Genomic DNA, 19,777 nt, shown 5'->3' on the forward strand with positions numbered 1-19,777 from the left:
GGCTGAGAGGGGCAATAGGCCGGCAAACACCGCAACGCATCCGTCGCGGCCGGAATCCCGCGATGCATCGACACGCCTACTTATTGCTGCTGCTCACCACCTTGCTGTGGGGTGGCAATTCGGTGGCCGGCAAGCTGGCGGTCGATCACGTCTCGCCGATGATGCTGGTCTTCCTGCGCTGGGTGCTGGCGGTGGCGATCCTGCTGCCGATCGGCTGGCGCTCGATCCAGCAGGACTGGCCTGTGGTGCGCCGACACTGGCTCATTCTGGCGGCACTCGGCGCCAGCGGCTTCACGCTGTTCAACGTGATCTTCTACACGGCACTCAACTACACGACGGCGATCAACGTCTCGATCGAACAGGCGGCGATGCCGATCCTGATCATGACGGCCAATTTCGTCTTCTTCCGGCTGCGCGTGAACTGGGCGCAGATCGCCGGCGTCGTGCTGACCATTGCCGGCGTGATCCTGACCGCTTGCCACGGCGATCCGCGCCGGCTGCTGACGCTGGAGCTCAATTTCGGCGACGCCATCATGCTGGTGGCGGTCGTCCTCTACAGCGGCTATTCGGTCGGGCTGCGGCTGAAGCCGGCGCTGCGCTGGCAGAGCCTGATGCTGACCATGTCGATCGCCGCCCTCATCACCTCACTGCCCTTCTTGCTGTGGGAGGTCGCCGCAGGGACCGTGGTCGTGCCCGACGCGCGCGGCTGGACGGTCATCGTCTATACCGCGATCGGCGCCTCGGTCGTCTCGCAGATAACCTACATCAGGGGCAACGAACTGATCGGCGCCAACCGCGCCGGCCTGTTCATCAATCTCGTGCCGATCTTCGGCACGCTGCTTTCGGTGCTGATCGTCGGCGAGACGTTCCAGCTCTATCAGGCGCTGGCGCTGGTCCTCGTGCTGGGCGGCATCGGGCTTGCCGAACATAGCGGGCGCAAGATGGCGATGACCCCGCCAGCCAGGGCGCGCTGAGCCGCAAGAAGGCGCGACAAACGCCGCGCCTTCCGATCCTGGCGAAAAGGCGGATCAGATCCCGCCGACGTCGAACTGCAGCCGCTTGGCCGAGTCGATCGACTTGTGCGCCCGCACCTGCTCCAGCACCTTTTCCGGGAACGGCGCGTCGAGATAGAGCAGCGCTATGGCGTCGCCGCCCGGCCGGTTGCGGCCAAGCTGGAAGTTGGCGATGTTGACGCCATTCTCGCCGCACACTGTGCCGAGCAGGCCGATGATACCGGGCGCATCGGCATTGGTGGTGTAGAGCATGTGCTGACCGACCTCGGCGTCGAGGTTGATGCCCTTGATCTGGATGAAGCGCGGCTTGCCGTCCGAGAAGCAAGTGCCGGCGATCGAGCGCGTCCTGTGCTCGGTCTTGACCGTCAGCTTGATGTAGCCATCGAACACACCCGACTTGTCGCGCTTGACCTCGGCTACAATGATGCCGCGCTCCTTCACCATGATCGGTGCCGAAACCATGTTGACGTCGGAGACCTGCGGCCGGATCAGCCCGGCAAGCGTCGCGCTGATCAGCGCGCGCGTGTTCATCGTCGCGGTCGAGCCGTCGAACAGGATCTCGACCTCCATGATCGGATCCTCGGTGACCTGGCCGACAAAGGCGCCGAGCACTTCGGCGAGCTTGACGAAGGGCTTCAGCCGTGGCGCTTCTTCCGCCGTGATCGACGGCATGTTGATGGCGTTGGAGACCGCGCCCTTGATCAGATAGTCCGACATCTGCTCGGCGACCTGCAGCGCGACATTCTCCTGCGCTTCCGCCGTCGAGGCGCCGAGATGCGGCGTCGCCACCACGTTCTCCATGCCGAACAAGGCGTTCTGCTCGGCCGGCTCGACCTCGAACACGTCGATGCCGGCGCCCGCCACCTTGCCGCTCTTCAGCGCCGCGATCAGGTCGGCCTCGACGATCAGCCCGCCACGCGCGCAGTTGATGATGCGCACGCCGTTCTTCATCTTGGCGATTGCCCCGGCATCGATGATGTTGCGCGTCTTGTCGGTCAGCGGCGTGTGCAACGTAATGAAGTCCGCGCGCGCGAACAGCTCATCGAGCTCGACCTTCTCGACGCCGAGCTCCTCGGCACGCTTGTCCGACAGGAACGGGTCGAAGGCGACGACATGCATCTTCAGGCCGACGCCGCGTGTGGCGACGATCGAACCGATATTGCCGCAGCCGATGACGCCCAGCGTCTTGCCGGTGATCTCGACACCCATGAAGCGGTTCTTCTCCCACTTGCCGGCATGGGTCGAGGCGTTGGCTTCCGGGATCTGGCGCGCCAGCGCGAAGATCATCGCCACGGCGTGCTCGGCCGTCGTGATCGAATTGCCGAAGGGCGTGTTCATCACGATGATACCCTTGCGGCTCGCCGCCGGGATATCGACATTGTCGACGCCGATGCCGGCGCGGCCGATGACCTTGAGCCTGGTGGCGGCGTTGATCAGCTTTTCGGTGACTTTGGTCGCCGAGCGGATGGCAAGGCCGTCATACTGGTCGATCACTTCGAGCAGCTTTTCCTTGTCCTTGCCGAGGTCGGGCAGATAGTCGACCTCGACGCCGCGATCCTTGAAGATCTGCACGGCGGTGGGAGAGAGTTTGTCAGAGACGAGTACGCGGGGCGCCATGGCGGCCTCCTTGAAATGGGATTGATCCGGGAATGGGCGGCCCGCGGGCCGCCACGGAAAGTCTCAGGCCGCCGCTTTCAGCGACGCCTTTTGCGCGGCGAAGGCCCAATCGAGCCAGGGCAGCAGCGTTTCGAGATCGGAGGTCTCGACCGTCGCGCCACACCAGATACGCAGGCCGGGAGGCGCGTCGCGATAGGAGCCGATGTCATAGGCGACACCTTCCTTGTCGAGCGCCGAGACCAGCCCCTTGGCGAAAGTCGCCTGCCCGTCGGCATCGAGCGCCGCCACATCGGGATCGGTGAAGGACAAGCAGACTGATGTGTTCGACCGCGTCGCCGGCTGGACGGCGAGATGGCCGAGCCATGAGGACTTGTCGACAAACCCGTCGAGCACGGCAGCATTGGCATCCGCCCTGGCGACCAGCACATCGAGGCCGCCGATCGACTTCGCCCAGTGCAACGCGTCGAGATAATCCTCGACGCACAGCATCGACGGCGTGTTGATGGTCTCGCCCTTGAAGATGCCCTCGATCAGCTTGCCGCCGGAGGTCAGGCGGAAGATTTTCGGCAGCGGCCATGCAGGCTTGTAGCTCTCCAGCCGGGCAACGGCGCGGGGCGACAGGATCAGCATGCCATGCGCGCCCTCGCCGCCCAGCACTTTCTGCCAGGAGAAAGTGACGACATCGAGCTTTTCGAAATCGAGCCTTTGCGCGAACGCGGCCGAAGTGGCGTCGCAGATGGTCAGGCCCTTGCGGTCGGCAGGAATGAAATCACCGTTCGGCACGCGCACGCCCGAGGTCGTGCCGTTCCAGGTGAAGACCACGTCGCGGTCGAAATCGATCTTGGCCAGATCCGGCAATTCGCCGTAGCCGGCCTCGAGCTTGCGCACGTCGGGCAGCTTCAGCTGCTTGACCACGTCGGTGACCCAGCCGGAGCCAAAACTTTCCCAGGCGACCATGTCGACACCACGCTCACCGAGCAGCGACCACAGCGCCATCTCGACGGCGCCCGTGTCCGACGCCGGCACGATGCCGATGCGGTGGTCCGCAGGAACCTGGAGGATTTCGCGCGTCAGCTCGATCGCCTGTTCGAGCTTGGTCTTGCCGATCTTGGCGCGATGGGAACGGCCGAGCGCGGCATTCTTCAGCGCCTCGACCGACCAGCCGGGGCGTTTTGCGCAAGGACCTGAGGAGAAATTGGGATTTGCCGGACGGAGTCCGGGCTTCGTATGCGTCGTCATCGTGGTCTATCCTTCCAGATAGTGGCCCCTCGTTGGGGAGGGGTGGCCCACGGACGGCGATATGCGTTCAGGCCTCGGGCGTCAAGAGGAAAGTTTTTGTCGCTGCCGGGATACCGGCGATCGGCGATCAGGATCGCGTGATCTCAAACGCGAACGGCGGACCACTGGGATCCGCCGCTAAAGTCTTGCCCGGTCCCTGACCTACCAGAGATCGTAGCGCAGCCCGAGCTTGATCTGGTGATTGCTGATGCCCTTGTGGACCGGAAAGGAGGTCAGGCTTGCAGCCGTGACATACTCGGCGTCCGGAGCGGAGAAATACTGATAGCCCAGATCGACCGAAACGTTCTTTGACACCTGGTAGGCAAGGCCCGCATTCAGCGTATAGGCCAAGGAATACTTCGTCTTGTCGTCTGTCTGGACGAAATCGTCGGTAGGGTCGCCATTGTTGGTGAAATAGTTGGCCGAGAGCCGGCGCGTGCTCTGTACGATACCGACGCCGCCGCCCAGATAAGGGGTGATCCCCACATAAGTGCCGAGGTCGACATAGGCGTTGAGCATGAGCGAGTAGGCGTAATTCTTCAGGTCCGCCGATGCGACGGTGGAGGTTGCCGGCGGCACGACGCTCAGTGAATCGTCGTAGCCAATGCCAATCTTGTTGCCCGGCAGATAGCCGAGGTTGAGATCGGCACGCAGATAATCGTTGAAATGATAGCCAAAGCCGATGCTGGCAAAGATCGGATCTTCTTTCTCGTCGAAGCTCGCCGGCGTGAAGGCGAAATCATCGTTCTTGAAGCTCTTCTGCGCCAGATAGGAGACGTCGCCGCGCAGATACCAGCCGGAGCCGACCTCGACCGGCACATAGTCGGGAGCCTGGTCGGCGTAGATCGGCGGATCGTAGTCGGCGGCGACTGCCGGTGTCAGCGGCAAGAGGCCGAGTCCGGCAAGCGCCAGCACAATACGCGATGTGAGTGTCATGGTCCCCGACTCCCGGATTTGACGACACCTGCGATCAACACGGCAGCCATCGTTTCAGGAAGCATTGTTAACCATAGTGGTTAAGTCACGGTTAAGGCTAATAGAGCGTTAGCGAATTGATTTCAGCTAATGCATGACGCCCTGAATTGACCTTCCTTCCAGACACTTCGTTGGCGACAGCGCAAACGAAAACCGCCCGGGCAAGCCGGGCGGTTCGCTTATATTCGAGGCCGTAAAGTTCTTATTTGGTGTAGATCGGCTCAGGTTCGGGCTGATAGGCCACCACCGGTGCCGCGCACCCATTGTTGCCACCGAACTGATAGCGCAGGCCGCCGCGCACCTCGTGGGTGTTGATGCCCCGGTCGAAACCCGGGCCGGCGCTGCTCGCATCCCATTCGAACATGCGGCCGCCCTGGATATGGGAGAAACGATAGCCCGCATCGAGGATGATCTTATCGGTCAAGCAGTAGGAAGCACCGGCCATCAGAGCGTAAGCAAAGCGCCAGTTGGATGCTCCGGGATTGGTCTCGGCGGTGTTGGGGTCGTAGACGGTATCCCACTTGACGCGTGCGCCGCCGATACCGGCGCCGACATAAGGCGTGATGCCGTGCCAGGTGCCGATATCGACATAGGCATTGGCCAGCAGCAACAGGGCGCTCATCTTCGACACTTCGGTCGACGTCGAGACGAGATCCGATGTACCGCCGTTGAAGTTCGACTTGAACCAGTAGTCGGCGGTCACGTCCGCACGCAGACGATCGTTGATCTTGTACCCGACACCGCCGCCGAGCGAGAAGCCGCCCTTGAGCTTGCCGTAGTCGAAACTCTTGCCGCCCGGTATGACCGTACAATTACAGGGATCGATGCCGTAGGTCATGTAGTCGATGCCGCGCACATCGGACTTGTGATAGTCGATGTCGCCACGGATATACCAGCCGCCGACGTCGACCGGCTGTTCGTAGACCGGCGGCGGCGCCTCTTCGACCTGCGGCTCAGGCAGGTCGGCCGCGAACACTGGCGAGGCCAGGCCCGCGAACAGCAACGCGAGCAGGGCCTTTCTTGCTGTATTGAACATGCTTGTCACCCCTAGGAACCCTCGGCACGCGATCGCGCCCGAACGAGATTGGCTTTCAGGCGTGGATAATGAATTGGAAAAGTTAAAAGGCGTTTAACCCTGTCGATTAACCACGAATCTCTAAAATTCGAGGAATCCGGGCATGATTTCGACAAATAAGAAGGCCGGTTCCGGCCAGCAAAAAGCCCGCCGGAGGGGCGGGCTGGATGCGACAGGAGCGACGTGACGCCCTGAGGCACGGCGGGAGGTCAGGCGGCGCTGCGGGTCTCCGAAATGACCTCGACAATGTCGTTGACGACGGCCTCCACCAGTTGCGGATCGTCGCCCTCCGCCATGACACGGATCAGCGGCTCGGTGCCGGACGGACGGATGACCAGACGACCGGCCTTGCCGAGACGGTTGCGCGCATCCTCGATCGCCGCCTTGACCGGAGCTTCCTCGAGCGGCTTGCCGCCGGCGATACGGACATTCTTCAAGAGTTGCGGCACCGGCTCAAATTTCTTCGACAGTTCGCTGACCGGGCGGCCCTGGCGCTTGATGCAGGCCAGCACCTGCAGCGCCGACACTAGGCCGTCGCCGGTGGTCGAGAAATCCGACAGCACGATGTGGCCGGACTGTTCGCCGCCGACATTGAGCCCATGCGCGCGCATATGCTCCACGACATAGCGGTCGCCGACCTTGGTGCGGTGCAATTGCAGCTTCATGTCGCCGAGGAAGCGTTCGAGGCCGAGATTGGACATGACCGTCGAAACCACGCCGCCGCCGGCAAGCCGTCCGCTCTGGTGCCAGGACTCGGCGATCATCGCCATGATTTGGTCGCCGTCGACGATCGCGCCATTCTCGTCGACGATGACGACGCGGTCTGCATCGCCGTCAAGCGCGATGCCGATATCGGCGCGCACTTCATGCACCTTCTTCTGCAGTCCGGCCGGATGGGTCGAGCCGCATTCCTTGTTGATGTTGAAGCCGTTGGGTTCGATATTGATGGCGACGACCTCGGCGCCGAGTTCCCACAGCGCCTCGGGCGCCACCTTGTAGGCCGCGCCATTGGCGCAATCGACGACGATCCTGAGGCCCGAAAGCGACATCGAGCGCGGCAATGTACGCTTGGCGAACTCGATGTAGCGGTCATGCACGCCATCAACACGCTTGGCGCGGCCAAGCCCGTCGGAATCGGCGAGTGTCAGTTCGACATCCTTGTCGAGCATGCTCTCGATGCGCTCTTCGATCTCGTCCGAGAGCTTGTAGCCGTCCGGCCCGAACAGCTTGATGCCGTTGTCGTAATAGGGGTTGTGCGAAGCCGAGATCATGACGCCGATATCGGCGCGCAGTGAACGCACCAGCATGGCGACGGCGGGCGTCGGGATCGGTCCGAGCAGGAACACGTCCATGCCGGCGGCGCAGAGACCCGCCACCATCGCGTTCTCGATCATGTAGCCGGAAAGCCTGGTGTCCTTGCCGAGAACGACGCGGTGGCGGTGGCTGCCACGCTGGAACGAAAGGCCGGCGGCCATGCCGACCCGCATGGCGATTTCCGCGGTCATCGGAAACTTGTTGGCGCGCCCGCGGATGCCGTCCGTGCCGAAGTAATTCCCTGCCATGCGAGTTCAATTCCCTAAAGGTTCTTTGCCGGCATCTCATGCCACAATTGGCCAGCGCGCCATGATCACATTGTGTGATTATATGTTACCAATCCTTAGAAAATCATTGTTGTGCACCGCACACAACAAGGCTGCATCCTGACATGGCGCACCGCGGCGCCGCAATATACCAGTTCTGCGAGCTATTCACTGCGGATGCACGCGGAAAATCTTGTTTTTGACCCGGTAAGGAATAATGATTTCATCACCTTATCGGGAGAAGCGAGCTTTGGGCGATATATACGCCACTTAGCATCTGGCGCAACCGACCGTTGAGCGTTATTGATTCGCTGGGACGTATAATGGGCTGCTGCAACGGAGAAACGCTATGCTCATCCACCGACTTGCCACTTTGACCGGCCTCGCCGTAGTGACGTTGTTTCTGGCCGCGCCAGCCAACGCACTGACGATGGCCGAGTGCAGCACGAAGTATAACGCCGCCAAGGATGCGGGGACACTGGCCGGCCAGACCTGGAACCAGTTCCGCAAGGCACAATGCGGCACCGATGCCGCCGCCACCACGGACACCAAGCCGGCCACGACCAAGGCGGCCGAAACGAAGCCGGCCAAGGCCACCGAAACCAAGCCGGCCAAGGCCGCCGCCGCGGCGGCCGACAGCACCGCGAAAGGCCTGACGTCCAAGGAATGCAGCGCCAAATACCAGGCGGCGAAGGCCGCCGGCACGCTGAACGGCATGAAGTGGAACGACTTCCGCAAGACCGAATGCGCCGCCGGCGCATCCGCCGCCGCTGACACCACCAAGCCGGCAACCACCAAGCCGGCAACCACCAAGGCAGCCGCGGCCCCCGCCGGAGGCAAGGGTCTGACCATGGCCGAGTGCAGCGCCAAGTACCAGGCCGCGAAGACGGCGAACACGCTGAAAGGCCAGAAGTGGAACGACTTCCGCAAGGCCGAATGCGGTGCCGCCGCCGCCGATGACGACAGCGTGCCTGCTCCGAGCGAAGCAAATTACACCAAGGAGCCGGCAAAGCCGACGACGGTTGCGCCCAAGGGCGTCACCTTCCCGTCCGCGATCTCGCCGAAATATGCCAGCGAGACCCCCGGAAAGGGCCGCATGCACACCTGCCTCGACCAGTATTATGCCCTCAAGGACGCCAACGCGCTTGGCGGCCTTAAGTGGATCCAGAAGGGCGGCGGCTTCTACAGCCTGTGCAATGCCAAGCTGAAGGGCTAAGCTACGCATTCCCCCGGATCGATGAGGCATGAGCCGGTTGAGATCGAATTGAGTTAGACGGAAAGTCTGACAAGGACAGGCAAAGGCCCGCGATGCATCTGCTACGCGGGCCTTTTGTTGCTCGCGACGACGCGACGCCTGCGGCCTTGCTCGCATCTATCGGGGAGCCGTCGGCATCAATTCGCCCCACACTGCCCACCTCCGGGCTTATCGCTAGCTCCCAAAGATTCTAATTGAACATATCAGGAACAAACAGTATACAAAAGGATGTCTAACTTGTTATCAACCCGGAGGATCTTATGCCCAATTTGAAATTAGCGGTATTGGCTGTGACGGCATCGGTTGCTTGGAGCGTCGCCCCTGCAAGCGCACTGACGATGAAGGAATGCGGCGAGACCTATCGGACAGCCAAAGAAGGCGGCACGCTGAACGGCATGGACTGGGCCGCTTTCCGCAAGGAGAAATGCGCGACGCCCGCTGCGGAGAGTGTCAGCGGGGATACCGTTAAAACCACGCCGCAGCCGAAAAAGGAAACCGACGCGGCGGTCGCCCCCACTGTAGCGCCGGCAGGCGTGACATTCCCAACCACCCTCGCCGCCGAGTTCAAGACCGAAAAGCCCGCGAAGGCGCGGATGAAGACCTGCCTGCAGGGTTATCACGGCAACAAGGAGGCGGGTACGTTGAACGGCCTTCGCTGGATCCAGAAGGGCGGCGGTTATTACAGCCTGTGCAATGCGCGGCTGAAAGCTGAATCATAAAAATCGAATACGGCGGACAAAGCGGTCACGCAGACGCTGAGCTGTGATCCTCGGGCTTGTCCCGAGGATCTGCTGTCCGCCCTGGCTCAACTCGACGGCTGTGGCTCCATGCCGCCTTCGGGCTCGGGGCCTTTCTTGCGGCGGCCGCCGGACTTCGGCACGGCCGAGCCGCGGCTGGGCGGCGTGTCGTCGCCGAGGTCGCGCGCGGGCTTTTCGCCGGCGATCAATTGCTTGATCTCGTCGCCCGACAGCGTCTCGTATTCGAGCAGCCCCTGCGCCAGCGCGATCCATTCCTTCTTCTTCTTGGTCAAGATGGATTTCGCCGTCGAATAAGCCTCGTCGATCAGGCGGCGCACTTCGGCGTCGATGATCTGCGCGGTCTCCTCCGAGATGTTCTGCGTGCGCGCCACCGAATGACCGAGGAACACTTCCTCCTGGTTGTCGCCATAGGCGACATGGCCGAGCTTGTCGGAGAAGCCCCAGCGCGTGACCATGGCACGCGCCAGCTTGGTCGCCTGTTCGATATCCGAGGAAGCGCCCGAGGTGATGTTCTCCTTGCCGAACTTGAACTCCTCGGCCACGCGGCCGCCCATCATGATGGCGAGGCGCGAGATCATGTATTTGTAGCTCATCGAATAGCGGTCGCCTTCCGGCAACTGCATCACCATGCCGAGCGCGCGGCCACGCGGGATGATGGTGGCCTTGTGCAGCGGGTCGGCCGACGGCACGTTGAGCGCCAGTATGGCGTGACCGGCCTCGTGATAGGCGGTCAGCTCCTTCTCGGCCTGGGTCATGGCCGACGAGCGGCGCTCGGCACCCATCATGATCTTGTCCTTGGCGTCCTCGAACTCGGCCATGGTGACGAGGCGCTTGTTGCGCCGCGCCGCCATCAGCGCCGATTCGTTGACCAGGTTCATCAGGTCGGCGCCGGAGAAGCCCGGCGTGCCGCGCGCGACCACCTTGAGGTCGACATTGGGCGCCAGCGGCACGTTGCGCACATGCACCTTGAGGATCTTCTCGCGGCCGACGATGTCGGGGTTCGGCACCACGACCTGGCGGTCGAAACGGCCCGGTCTGAGCAGCGCCGGATCGAGCACGTCGGGACGGTTGGTGGCGGCGATCAAGATGATGCTTTCGTTGGATTCGAAGCCGTCCATCTCGACCAGCAGCTGGTTCAGCGTCTGCTCGCGCTCGTCATTGCCACCGCCGAGGCCGGCGCCACGATGGCGCCCGACCGCGTCGATTTCGTCGATGAAGATGATGCAGGGCGCGTTCTTCTTGGCCTGGTCGAACATGTCACGCACGCGGGATGCACCGACGCCGACGAACATCTCGACGAAGTCCGAACCCGAAATGGTGAAGAACGGCACGTTGGCCTCGCCGGCGACCGAGCGGGCAAGCAGCGTCTTGCCGGTACCGGGAGGGCCGACCAAAAGCACGCCGCGCGGGATCTTGCCGCCGAGCCGCTGGAACTTCTGGGGATCGCGCAGGAACTCGACGATCTCTTCCAAATCTTCCTTGGCTTCGTCGACGCCGGCGACGTCCTGGAAGGTGACGCGGCCATGCGCCTCCGTCAGAAGCTTGGCCTTCGACTTGCCAAAACCCATGGCGCGCCCGGATCCAGACTGCATCTGGCGCATGAAGAATATCCAGACGCCGAGGATCAGGATCATCGGCAGCCAGGAGATCAGGTAGCCAAACAGCGAATTGGAACCGTCGGCCTCGGGCCGCGCATTGATGGTGACGTTCTTGTCCTGCAGCCGCGAGACCAGCTGGGGATCGCCGGGCGAATAGGTCTGGAAGCCGGTGGAATTGTCGGTGTAGGTGCCGGTGATGCGGGCGCCCGCAATGGTCACCGTCTTGACCCGGCCGGCCGCGACATCCTGCAGGAATTGCGAATAAGGCACATCGCTCGAAGCCCCGCGCGTCTGCGGCGTCTGGAACAGATTGAAGAGAGCGATGAGCAGGACCGCTATGATCGCCCAGAGCGCGAGGTTGCGATAGTTCGGATTCATCAATTGTCCCGTTGGCGTCCGCGCACGGACAGCATCATGAGAGGAAACTTGGGCCTAACATAGGGAGAGCGTCTCCCCTTGCCAAGCAGAACAGCATGTGTGGGTTAAGCTTTCGACCACCATCAATCGGCACTGTGGCCGCCCAATGGCGAAGCGGGAAGCGGTGACGCGCCGATCAGTTCGGCGACGGCCCGCGCCGGCGCCAGATCGAAGGACGGCAGGAAGCGGGCAAAAGGCGACACGACCGGTCGCGCCGCGAACACCGGTAAGCGCGGCTCGCCCTGCGGCAAACCAAGGTTTTCAAAGGCTTGCAGCAATGTCGGTTCCGCGGCCAGTGCGGCGCGTATCAGGCTTGCCGGGGTTTCTCCATCATCGATCGCCAGCCGCCTCGCTGCTGCCGCACCCAACGGGGCGATCAATAATGCGCCGGACATGTCGTTCAACGTGATGTGGCGGCGGCCGTCCCAGATGGTGTTGTCGACAGCGGTGGCGGCGGGCGGCAAACCCCGCGCCTCGCGGCGCAGGAAGAGACCGGCGTGCCGGAAATCGACCACCGTCCGCGACAATGTGGCGCAAAGAAATCCGGCCTTCAGCCGGACGAACAGCGCCGCGCTGCGCGCCTGGTCCGGCAGGAAGGCAGCGCCTCCGGCGGTGGCCAGCAAGATGCGCAACGCATAGATGGCCGCCTGGTCGTCCGCGATCAGCAGAGCAGGATCGAGCCGGATGAGGCCCGTGCTCGGCTGGCTGGCAATGCGACGGATCAGATTGGCGGCGCTGGCGCCAAGCTGCCCGCGCTCGACGGCCGCCTGGCCGGCGAGCCGCAGCGTATTCTCCATGTGCCCGGCACTTTCGCCGGCAAGTGCCGCGCGTACGCGCGGCCGTTCGAAGGCTTCGTCGATATTGGTCGGGTCCTCGGCCCAGCCGACATGTTCGCGCCGCAGGAAATCGCGAAGCGCCGAGCGCCGCGTGCCCAGAAGCGGCCGAACGATCCACTCGCGCCAATCATAGAGGGTGGCCGGTGCCATACCGGCAAGCCCACGACCCGCCAGGTCGGCAAGCTCCCGGTCCCGTGCATGCCGCATCAACACCGTCTCGGCTTGGTCGTCGGCGGTATGACCGGTGACGATCAGGCCGATGCCTTCCGCGCGCGCCGCCTCGGCCAGCAGATGGTAGCGCGCGTCCCGCGCCGCCGCCGGCAGGCCGGTCGATGGCTTGCGCCCGGTCCACGTCAAGGTGCGGTGGGCAATGCCGCGCTCCGCGCACAGCTTCGCCACGGCTTGCGCCTCGGCTGCCGAACCCTGACGCAATCCATGGTCGATTGTCACCGCCAGCAGCTTCGCGGACGATCCGGTTCGGTCGAAATGGTGCTTGAGAAGGAGAAGCAGGGCGGTCGAGTCGCTCCCGCCGGACACGGCCGCAACGGCGCCGTGGGTAAAATCGATATGCGAAAAAAGTCTGGTCGAAAGGTCAGGCTCGGTGTCGAGCATCAACGCATGTCGTCCGAAAGTGGTCGCGGTCCTGGGACAAAGACATGCCTGGGAAAAATCAGCACGCAGCCAGGGCCTTCTCCTGCTTGACGCGTTCCTTGAGTGCACTGGAGATGTCGGGGTAGCGCTTGCCGACTTCGCTGAAGGTGGCGCAGGCGACGTCGTGCTGCTTGAGGCCGACCAGCGACACGCCGAGCTTCAACAGCATGTCGGGTGCCTTCTTGGCCTTCGGGTAGTCCTTGCTGGCGGCGAGGAAGACCTCGGCCGCGTCGCGGTATTTCTGCTGGCCAAGCAGCGATTCACCCAGCCAGTAATGGGCGTCCGCCGCCTTCGCATCACGCGGGAAGCGGGAGATATGATCGCGAAAACCCTGTTCGGCGGTGCCGTAGTCGCCCGACAGGATGAACTGATAGGAATTGCGGTAAAGCTCTTCCGGGTCGTTGGTGGAGGGCAGCGCCGCGACGATCGTGCCGTTGGACTTGCCGGCCTTGGCCGGGGCCTTGGTGGCTGGGGCCGCGTCTTGCGTCGGCGCAGTCGACTGGGTGTTGCCGCCGGCATCGATCACATTGCCGTTCTTGTCGACAGTGATGGAACCGAAGGTCTTTTCCGGAGCTCCCGTGCCGGGAATCACCTTGCCGGGGTCGCCTTCGGGCGATTCGACGATGACGTCCTCGACTGTCTTGCCGCCCGCGGACTGATTGCCGCCAGGCGCGGCGCCGGCATCAGCCGGAGCCTGGGTTGCCGGGGCCGCCGCCACGTCGGTGTTGGTGTTGGTGGTGGCGTCGGATTTCTTCGGCGCCGGAGGCTGTCCGCCTTGCGCGCCGCCTTCAAGCTGCTGGAAGCGGAACTCGTTGTCTTCCTGCTGCTTGCGCATCTGTTCCTGCATCTGCAGGATCTGGAAATTGAGCTCTTCGATCTTGCCGTTCATCTGGCGCAGCTGGTCCTCGAGCCCGGTGGCGCCGGCGCCGTTCGACTGCTGCGCGAACTGGACCTGGTCGGGTTTCTTCTTGTCGCCGAAGAGGCTCGGCAGTTCGAGGCTCGGCAGATGGAAGGAAAAGCCGCTGTCGGTTGACTGCCCTGGGCCGCTTGCCCCCGGGCCGCTTGCCAGGGCGGTGAAGCCTGATAGGAGCAGCGCCGCAAGCGTGCCGCTCAGAACCGATCTCAAATGCATGTGCCTCTCGCCGTGTGTCGTTAGTCTGTTCGCGCCTTCCAATCAGGATGGGACCAGCCAAGCGCCCTCGGCTCATAGCAGGACGCGAGACTTCGGCCAAATTTTGTTTCGGGCACCCGGATATGAAAAAGGCGGCCCGAAGGCCGCCTTTCGCGAAGCTGTGTTGCATTTTTGCCAGTCGGCGCGCTCGCGTCTCCCGACGCGGGCAACTCAGGAACCGGCGCCGCTGAGCGTGGTGACGGCGCGGCGATTCTGCGACCAGCAGGAGATGTCGTCGCAGACCGCGACCGGACGTTCCTTGCCGTATGAAATGGTCTTCAGACGGCTGGAAGCGACACCTTTGGAAACCAGGAAGTCGCGGGCGGCGGCAGCGCGGCGGGCGCCGAGCGCCAGATTGTATTCGCGCGTGCCGCGCTCGTCGGCGTGACCTTCGACGACGATGGCGTACTGCTTGTACTGGTTCAGCCACTGCGCCTGGCGAGCGAGTGTGGTCTGCGCGTCGGCGCGGATCGAGGACGAGTCCGTATCGAAGAAGATGCGGTCGCCAATGTTGACGGTGAAGTCCTGCGCCGAGCCGGGCGTTGCCGCACCGGCGCCGTTGAGGCCGAGGTCGGCGGCGTTGTTCGGCGTCTTCTTCGAAGCGCAACCGGCGATGGCGAGCATCGCCACCAGCGCGATCATGACCGGGTTTCTGGTAAGTGCTGCGATACGGCCCATGCCGCCTCTCCTTCGCATTTCGAGTGATTTCGTTGATCACCCAGTAACCACGTTTGGGTTAACCGGCATTCAAGAAACACGGTTAAAATTTGGTTTAGGCTGCCCGTCCGCAACCTTTTGATCGGGGTCACAGTTGGCGCGGACCCTAGGCGGAAATGCGGCCAAAACGCGACGAAGGCGTGGAAAAGGGGCCGAAACGGCCCCTTTTCAGCATGTGTGGCAATTCGGCCGACGCTATTCCAACAAGGGCGACCAAGCGGGATCCGACGCGAAGTTCGCCGTCGGGATCGGCTGCTCGTTGCGGCCGGTTAGGTCGACCGAAACCAGTTTCGGCCCGCCATTGGAGTCGCGGAAGAACATCAGCACGCGGCCGTTCGGCGCCCAGGTTGGTCCTTCCTGCTGGAAACCGGACGACAGGATGCGCTCGCCGGAACCGTCGGTCTTCATGACACCGATCTGGAATTCGCCGCCGGTCTGCTTGGTGAAGGCGATGAGGTCGCCGCGCGGCGACCACACCGGCGTCGAATAGACGCCGTCGCCGAAGGAGATGCGGGTCTGGCCCGAGCCGTCGGCGCCCATGACATAGATCTGCGCGCGACCGCCGCGGTCGGAGGTGAACACCACCTTGCTGCCGTCGGGCGAATAGGAGGGCGAGGTGTCGATGGCGGTCGAGTTGGTCAGCCGCGTCGTCGAGCGGCTGCGCAGGTCCATGGCGAAGATGTTGGAATTGCCGTCGTCGCGCAGCAGGCTCATGATCACCTTCTGGCCGTCGGGCGAGAAGCGCGGTGCAAAGGTCATGCCGGGGAAATTGCCGACCAGTTCGCGCTGCCCGGTCTCGATCTGCAGGAGATAGACCCGCGGCTGGCCGCTCTCATAGGACATGTAGGTGATTTCCTGCCGGTTCGGCGAGAAACGCGGCGTCAGCACGATCGAGCGTCCGTCCGAGAGATAGCGGACGTTGGCGCCATCCTGGTCCATGATAGCCAGGCGCTTCTTGCGCGCATTCTTGGCGCCGGACTCGTCGATGAACACCACGCGCGTGTCGAAATAGCCCTTCTCACCGGTCAGCCGCTCATAGATGGCGTCGGCGATGATGTGGGCGACGCGGCGCTGGTTGGCGTCGTTGGCGAAGAACTGCTCACCCGACATCTGCTGGCCGGCAAAAGTATCCCAAAGCCGGTACTGCGCACGGATGCGGCCGTCAGCTTCCTTGCTGACGCTGCCGGTGACCAGCGCCTGCGCGTTAATCACCTTCCAGTCGTCGAAGCGGGGGGCGGCATCCGGGTTCGAGATCTTCTCGATGAAGGCGCTCTTGTCGATCGGCGCGAACAGGCCGGAGCGTTTCAGGTCAGCCGTGACGATCTGGGAAATCTGCGCGCCAAGCGCATCGCCGCCCTGGAAATCCGTGATGGCGATTGGCAGCGGCTCGACATTGCCCTTGTTGACGTTGAGCTCGACGAGCGCCCATGCCGGCATGGGGATTACGGCCGTCATGCCCAGCGCCATGGCTGCAATCGTCAGGAGCGGCTTGAGGAAGGATCTCATATCTTCTCGCTTCTCTTCTTTTGATTTGGGTGGGCGCCAGGCCTAGAGGCCAAGCATCTCCCTTGGATCGAAAGTGACCCGGATGTCGTTCCAGATGTCCTGCTTGCCGGCAGGAACCTGCAGGCCGGCCACGTCGCATTTCTGAACCGCGCGAACCGCGCTTTCATCGAACTGCCGGTTACCGCTCGACTTTTCGACGGACGGGCGGCCATCGAGCTTGCCGGAATTGTCCAGGTTGAAGCGCACGACGACGACGAAGTTCTCCGAGCCCTCCAGGCCAACCGGCAGCGTCCAGCACCCACCCAACTGGCTTTCCAGAGCGCCCTGCTCCGACTTCGACAGTTTCTGGCCCTGATCCTTATCGCCGCCGAGCGAGGCCTGCTGCGTCGAACGCTTGGCGCCGCCGCCGGACGGCTTCTGCTTGTCGAGCAGCGCCGAGATCTCGTTGGCGTTGAACTGCTTGTCGTCGGACTTCGGCTTCGACGACGCTTCCTTCACCGGCTTCTCGGCATCCTTGCGTTCCGGCGCCTTGGCGCTTTCGGCCTGCGCCGGCTGCGGCTTCGGCCGTGCTTCCGGCGCGGGCGCCGAGCTCGGCAATTGCGTCTCTTCGGCCGGCGGATCCTTGGCTATGGCCTCGGCGACGGCATCCGGCTTGACCTCGGGCGTCGGATCGATAGCGGCGGTCTTGTCCTGCGGCGGCGGGGTCGGCGCCGGCTTGGCCGGCGTCGGCTTCGGCTCGGTCTGCTTGACCGGCTCGGGCTTGACCTCTTCCTTGGGCGTCGGCGCAGGCGCCACTTCCGTCGCCGGAATGGGCTTCGGCTTTTCCTGCGGCTTCGGTACGTCCTCGGTCTTCGGCGTCTCTTTGGGGGTCGGCGCGGGTGGCGGGGCCGAGGTCATGTCGACGGGCTTCGGCTTGGCTTCCGGCGTTATCGGCTTGTCGGTATCGACGCTGTTTTCGCCGACCTTCTGCGACGCCGGCACGATGTCCGGGCGCTGCGTCGGCAGTGGCGCCGGTTTTTCATGCATCACGGCCTTCTTGTCGCCCTGCAGCGTCTGCGCGATGGCTTCCATCGGCACGATATCGACCGCGACCGACTCGACATCAGCGGACGGGAGCGCGGCCGGCGCCGACAGGGTGAACAGGCCGAAGGCCAGCACCGCCGTGTGCAAGATCACCGATGTGGTGAGGCCGGTTTTCATCTCGCGTCTATTGATCCTGTTCCTGCAACGAAACCAGGCCGATATTCTTGTAGCCGGCGGCTGAAATGCGGGCCATCACCTTCATCGCCGTGCCATAGTCGGTGGACTTGTCACCACGGATGAAGATGCGCTCCTCATAACCGGTCTTCGAGATCGCCTGCAGCTTGGCCACCAATTCCTCGATCGGGATCTCGGTTTCCTGGAGATAGATTTGGCCGGCGGCGTTGATCGAGACGGTGATCGGCTGCGTGTCGGCATTCATCGCCTTGGCCTGCGTGTCGGGCAGGTCGATCGGTACGCCGACCGTCAGCATCGGTGCCGCGACCATGAAGATGATCAGCAGCACCAGCATGACGTCGACCATTGGCGTGACGTTGATTTCCGACATCAGCCCATGATGACGGCCGCGCCGCCTGTGGCCGCGCCCGCCGCGTCCCGCCATGCCTACGGACATACCCATCAGCTACTCCTCAGGCCTTCGGCGCGACTTTTTCATCGATTTGGCGCGAGAGTATGGCGGAGAACTCGTCGGAGAACCCTTCCATGCGCACCGCGAGCTTGCTCGCATCCGATGACAGCTTGTTGTAGGCAATGACGGCCGGGATGGCGGCGAGCAGGCCGATGGCCGTCGCCAGCAGCGCCTCGGCGATGCCGGGCGCGACAACCGCGAGACTAGTGTTCTTGGAGCCGGCAATGGCCTGGAACGAGGTCATGATGCCGATGACCGTCCCGAACAGACCGATGAACGGCGCCGCCGAGCCCGTGGTGGCGAGAAAGCCGAGGCGGCCCTCCAGCTTCTCCATCTCGCGGGTCAGCGCCAGGTCCATCGCCTTGTCGATGCGGGTCTGCAGCCCGAGCGGCGTCTTGGCGCCCTTCTCGAAGCTCTTCTTCCACTCGCGCATGGCGGCGACGAAAATGGCGCCCATGCCTGATGTCTTGCGGTCGGCGAGCGTGCGGTAGAGCTCTTCCAGCGACTGCCCGGACCAGAAGACCTGCTCGAAGCGGTTCAGCGCTAGCCGCATGCGGCCATAGGCAACCAGCTTGTCGATGATGATCGCCCAGGTCCAGACCGAGGCGCAGAGCAGCCCGATCATGACCAGCTTGACCACCCAGCTGGCCTGCATGAACAGCGCCCAAATCGACAATTGCGCGCCCGGATCGGCGAGTGCGATATTTTCCATCGTTACGTCCTTAAGATTTCCGGGCGAAGCTGGCAGCTGGCCCCTGGCATCCCTTGTGGTCGGTTCGCACGAAGCTACCGGACGCCCCAAACCGTGCCGTTAGCGGCCTTTTCAGGGCAAATATTGGTGAAAGGAAGGCGTTGGATAACGCCAATCTTCACCAATCTCTTCATGAACCGTTATGGTTAAGGATGGGTTAGTAAATAAGGCGCGGCGCATTGCCGCGCCCGTCAGTCCCCGAACCGGGCCTGCGTCAACTCATACGCCGTTCAAAGGTGGGTTGAGATTCAGGTCAGGCCGAGTCGAAAGCGGTGGGCTCCGAGAACCGGAGCGGAGCGTACTTTTGTGTACGTGAGCACAGTTCTACTGCGTCGCAGTAGAACGGGGAGGCGCAGGAGACCGCCGTTTGCAGGCCGGCATCACTGAATATCAGCCCACCTTGGGCATGAAGGCCGCAACCCACTCCTTGGGAAAACGTCTCGGTCGTCCATTCTCGCCGATGATCGCCGCCTCGACCTTGGCTTCGACCAGCACCTCGTCGCCACGCCTGAGCTGCTGCGCCATGAAGATGCGCGCGCCGGAAATGGCGTCGGTGCGGGTATCGACGGTCAGAATGTCGTCGATGCGGGCGGGGCTGCGGAAATCGATCTCCATGCGCCGCACCACCCAGACGATCTTCTCACCATGCTTGCCGTCGGCGAGCTCCGTGTGATGCACGCCGGTGAGCCTGAGATAGTCGGAGCGGCCGCGCTCGAGGAATTCGAGATAGCGCGCATGGTAGACGACGCCGGAGAAATCGGTGTCGGCATAATAGACCCGCGCCATCAGCCGGTGGCCGAACGTCGTCAGCGCGCCGGAAAGCCCGGCCAGCAGCGTCGCCGATTCACCATGATCGTCCATTGCGCTTCCTTTTTAAGTCCCGACGAGGCACCTGTTCTCCGCGCTACAA

The 19,777-nt window shown here is 63.2% G+C and carries 17 protein-coding genes; 3 read left to right on the forward strand and 14 right to left on the reverse strand.

Translation table 11 applies throughout. From position 1 onward, the window contains the following. Positions 1-62: 62 nt before the first annotated feature. The gene (locus MAFF_RS16250) at positions 63-974 is read left to right on the forward strand and encodes a DMT family transporter (protein ID WP_010912014.1); all 912 of its coding nucleotides are present in this window, start codon (positions 63-65) and stop codon (positions 972-974) included. Between the two features lie 54 nt (positions 975-1,028). Here MAFF_RS16250 and serA read toward each other — a convergent pair whose 3' ends face one another. The 5 genes from serA to glmM all read right to left on the reverse strand — a co-directional run bounded on the left by serA (position 1,029) and on the right by glmM (position 7,520). Further along, entirely contained in the window at positions 1,029-2,630 is a 1,602-nt protein-coding gene (gene serA / locus MAFF_RS16255; RefSeq protein WP_010912015.1) for a phosphoglycerate dehydrogenase, read from the reverse strand. A 63-nt stretch (positions 2,631-2,693) separates the two neighbouring features. Beyond that, complete coding sequence (locus MAFF_RS16260) at positions 2,694-3,869, reverse strand: phosphoserine transaminase (RefSeq protein WP_010912016.1); 1,176 nt, start codon at positions 3,867-3,869, stop codon at positions 2,694-2,696. A 201-nt stretch (positions 3,870-4,070) separates the two neighbouring features. Further along, a complete protein-coding gene (locus tag MAFF_RS16265; RefSeq protein ID WP_010912017.1) occupies positions 4,071-4,844 on the reverse strand; it encodes an outer membrane protein in 774 nt (257 codons plus the stop codon). 241 nt (positions 4,845-5,085) lie between these two features. Beyond that, positions 5,086-5,919, reverse strand: coding sequence for an outer membrane protein (locus tag MAFF_RS16270; protein WP_010912018.1), 834 nt, complete (start codon positions 5,917-5,919; stop codon positions 5,086-5,088). Between the two features lie 248 nt (positions 5,920-6,167). Continuing rightward, on the reverse strand, positions 6,168-7,520 hold the full coding sequence (gene glmM / locus MAFF_RS16275; protein WP_010912019.1) for a phosphoglucosamine mutase: 1,353 nt from the start codon (positions 7,518-7,520) through the stop codon (positions 6,168-6,170). A gap of 367 nt (positions 7,521-7,887) precedes the next feature. Here glmM and MAFF_RS16280 point away from each other — a divergent pair, with 367 nt between their 5' ends. Together MAFF_RS16280 and MAFF_RS16285 are read left to right on the forward strand one after the other, a co-directional pair. Next, positions 7,888-8,754, forward strand: coding sequence for a hypothetical protein (locus MAFF_RS16280; protein ID WP_010912020.1), 867 nt, complete (start codon positions 7,888-7,890; stop codon positions 8,752-8,754). 299 nt (positions 8,755-9,053) lie between these two features. Beyond that, entirely contained in the window at positions 9,054-9,512 is a 459-nt protein-coding gene (locus tag MAFF_RS16285; RefSeq protein ID WP_010912021.1) for a hypothetical protein, read from the forward strand. 86 nt (positions 9,513-9,598) lie between these two features. Here MAFF_RS16285 and ftsH read toward each other — a convergent pair whose 3' ends face one another. The 9 genes from ftsH to ybgC all read right to left on the reverse strand — a co-directional run bounded on the left by ftsH (position 9,599) and on the right by ybgC (position 19,728). Next, on the reverse strand, positions 9,599-11,527 hold the full coding sequence (gene ftsH, locus MAFF_RS16290; protein WP_010912022.1) for an ATP-dependent zinc metalloprotease FtsH: 1,929 nt from the start codon (positions 11,525-11,527) through the stop codon (positions 9,599-9,601). A 122-nt stretch (positions 11,528-11,649) separates the two neighbouring features. After that, on the reverse strand, positions 11,650-13,014 hold the full coding sequence (gene tilS / locus MAFF_RS16295) for a tRNA lysidine(34) synthetase TilS (protein ID WP_010912023.1): 1,365 nt from the start codon (positions 13,012-13,014) through the stop codon (positions 11,650-11,652). 58 nt (positions 13,015-13,072) lie between these two features. Next, positions 13,073-14,185 carry a tol-pal system protein YbgF gene (gene ybgF / locus MAFF_RS16300; RefSeq protein ID WP_010912024.1) on the reverse strand — a complete coding sequence of 371 codons (1,113 nt, stop codon included), beginning with the start codon at positions 14,183-14,185 and terminating at the stop codon, positions 13,073-13,075. A 210-nt stretch (positions 14,186-14,395) separates the two neighbouring features. After that, entirely contained in the window at positions 14,396-14,902 is a 507-nt protein-coding gene (gene pal, locus MAFF_RS16305) for a peptidoglycan-associated lipoprotein Pal (RefSeq protein ID WP_010912025.1), read from the reverse strand. Between the two features lie 234 nt (positions 14,903-15,136). Continuing rightward, positions 15,137-16,447 (reverse strand): Tol-Pal system beta propeller repeat protein TolB, encoded by a 1,311-nt coding sequence (gene tolB, locus MAFF_RS16310; RefSeq protein WP_010912026.1) that lies wholly within the window; start codon positions 16,445-16,447, stop codon positions 15,137-15,139. 42 nt (positions 16,448-16,489) lie between these two features. Then, the gene (locus tag MAFF_RS16315) at positions 16,490-17,647 is read right to left on the reverse strand and encodes a cell envelope integrity protein TolA (protein ID WP_010912027.1); all 1,158 of its coding nucleotides are present in this window, start codon (positions 17,645-17,647) and stop codon (positions 16,490-16,492) included. Between the two features lie 7 nt (positions 17,648-17,654). Beyond that, positions 17,655-18,107 (reverse strand): protein TolR, encoded by a 453-nt coding sequence (gene tolR / locus MAFF_RS16320; protein WP_027047494.1) that lies wholly within the window; start codon positions 18,105-18,107, stop codon positions 17,655-17,657. Positions 18,108-18,117: 10 nt separating this feature from the next. After that, a complete protein-coding gene (gene tolQ, locus MAFF_RS16325) occupies positions 18,118-18,828 on the reverse strand; it encodes a protein TolQ (RefSeq protein WP_010912029.1) in 711 nt (236 codons plus the stop codon). 429 nt (positions 18,829-19,257) lie between these two features. Continuing rightward, on the reverse strand, positions 19,258-19,728 hold the full coding sequence (ybgC, locus tag MAFF_RS16330; protein WP_010912031.1) for a tol-pal system-associated acyl-CoA thioesterase: 471 nt from the start codon (positions 19,726-19,728) through the stop codon (positions 19,258-19,260). Between the last annotated feature and the right edge of the window lie 49 nt (positions 19,729-19,777).

This window comes from Mesorhizobium japonicum MAFF 303099, assembly GCF_000009625.1.
GTDB classification, from domain to species: Bacteria; Pseudomonadota; Alphaproteobacteria; order Rhizobiales; family Rhizobiaceae; genus Mesorhizobium; species Mesorhizobium japonicum.

Coding starts and splice junctions, on each gene's coding strand:
- MAFF_RS16250 (WP_010912014.1), top strand. CDS start 63: ATGCATCGACACGCCTACTTATTGCTGCTGCTCACCACCTTGCTGTGG.
- serA (WP_010912015.1), bottom strand. CDS start 2,630: ATGGCGCCCCGCGTACTCGTCTCTGACAAACTCTCTCCCACCGCCGTG.
- MAFF_RS16260 (WP_010912016.1), bottom strand. CDS start 3,869: ATGACGACGCATACGAAGCCCGGACTCCGTCCGGCAAATCCCAATTTC.
- MAFF_RS16265 (WP_010912017.1), bottom strand. CDS start 4,844: ATGACACTCACATCGCGTATTGTGCTGGCGCTTGCCGGACTCGGCCTC.
- MAFF_RS16270 (WP_010912018.1), bottom strand. CDS start 5,919: ATGTTCAATACAGCAAGAAAGGCCCTGCTCGCGTTGCTGTTCGCGGGC.
- glmM (WP_010912019.1), bottom strand. CDS start 7,520: ATGGCAGGGAATTACTTCGGCACGGACGGCATCCGCGGGCGCGCCAAC.
- MAFF_RS16280 (WP_010912020.1), top strand. CDS start 7,888: ATGCTCATCCACCGACTTGCCACTTTGACCGGCCTCGCCGTAGTGACG.
- MAFF_RS16285 (WP_010912021.1), top strand. CDS start 9,054: ATGCCCAATTTGAAATTAGCGGTATTGGCTGTGACGGCATCGGTTGCT.
- ftsH (WP_010912022.1), bottom strand. CDS start 11,527: ATGAATCCGAACTATCGCAACCTCGCGCTCTGGGCGATCATAGCGGTC.
- tilS (WP_010912023.1), bottom strand. CDS start 13,014: ATGCTCGACACCGAGCCTGACCTTTCGACCAGACTTTTTTCGCATATC.
- ybgF (WP_010912024.1), bottom strand. CDS start 14,185: ATGCATTTGAGATCGGTTCTGAGCGGCACGCTTGCGGCGCTGCTCCTA.
- pal (WP_010912025.1), bottom strand. CDS start 14,902: ATGGGCCGTATCGCAGCACTTACCAGAAACCCGGTCATGATCGCGCTG.
- tolB (WP_010912026.1), bottom strand. CDS start 16,447: ATGAGATCCTTCCTCAAGCCGCTCCTGACGATTGCAGCCATGGCGCTG.
- MAFF_RS16315 (WP_010912027.1), bottom strand. CDS start 17,647: ATGAAAACCGGCCTCACCACATCGGTGATCTTGCACACGGCGGTGCTG.
- tolR (WP_027047494.1), bottom strand. CDS start 18,107: ATGGGTATGTCCGTAGGCATGGCGGGACGCGGCGGGCGCGGCCACAGG.
- tolQ (WP_010912029.1), bottom strand. CDS start 18,828: ATGGAAAATATCGCACTCGCCGATCCGGGCGCGCAATTGTCGATTTGG.
- ybgC (WP_010912031.1), bottom strand. CDS start 19,728: ATGGACGATCATGGTGAATCGGCGACGCTGCTGGCCGGGCTTTCCGGC.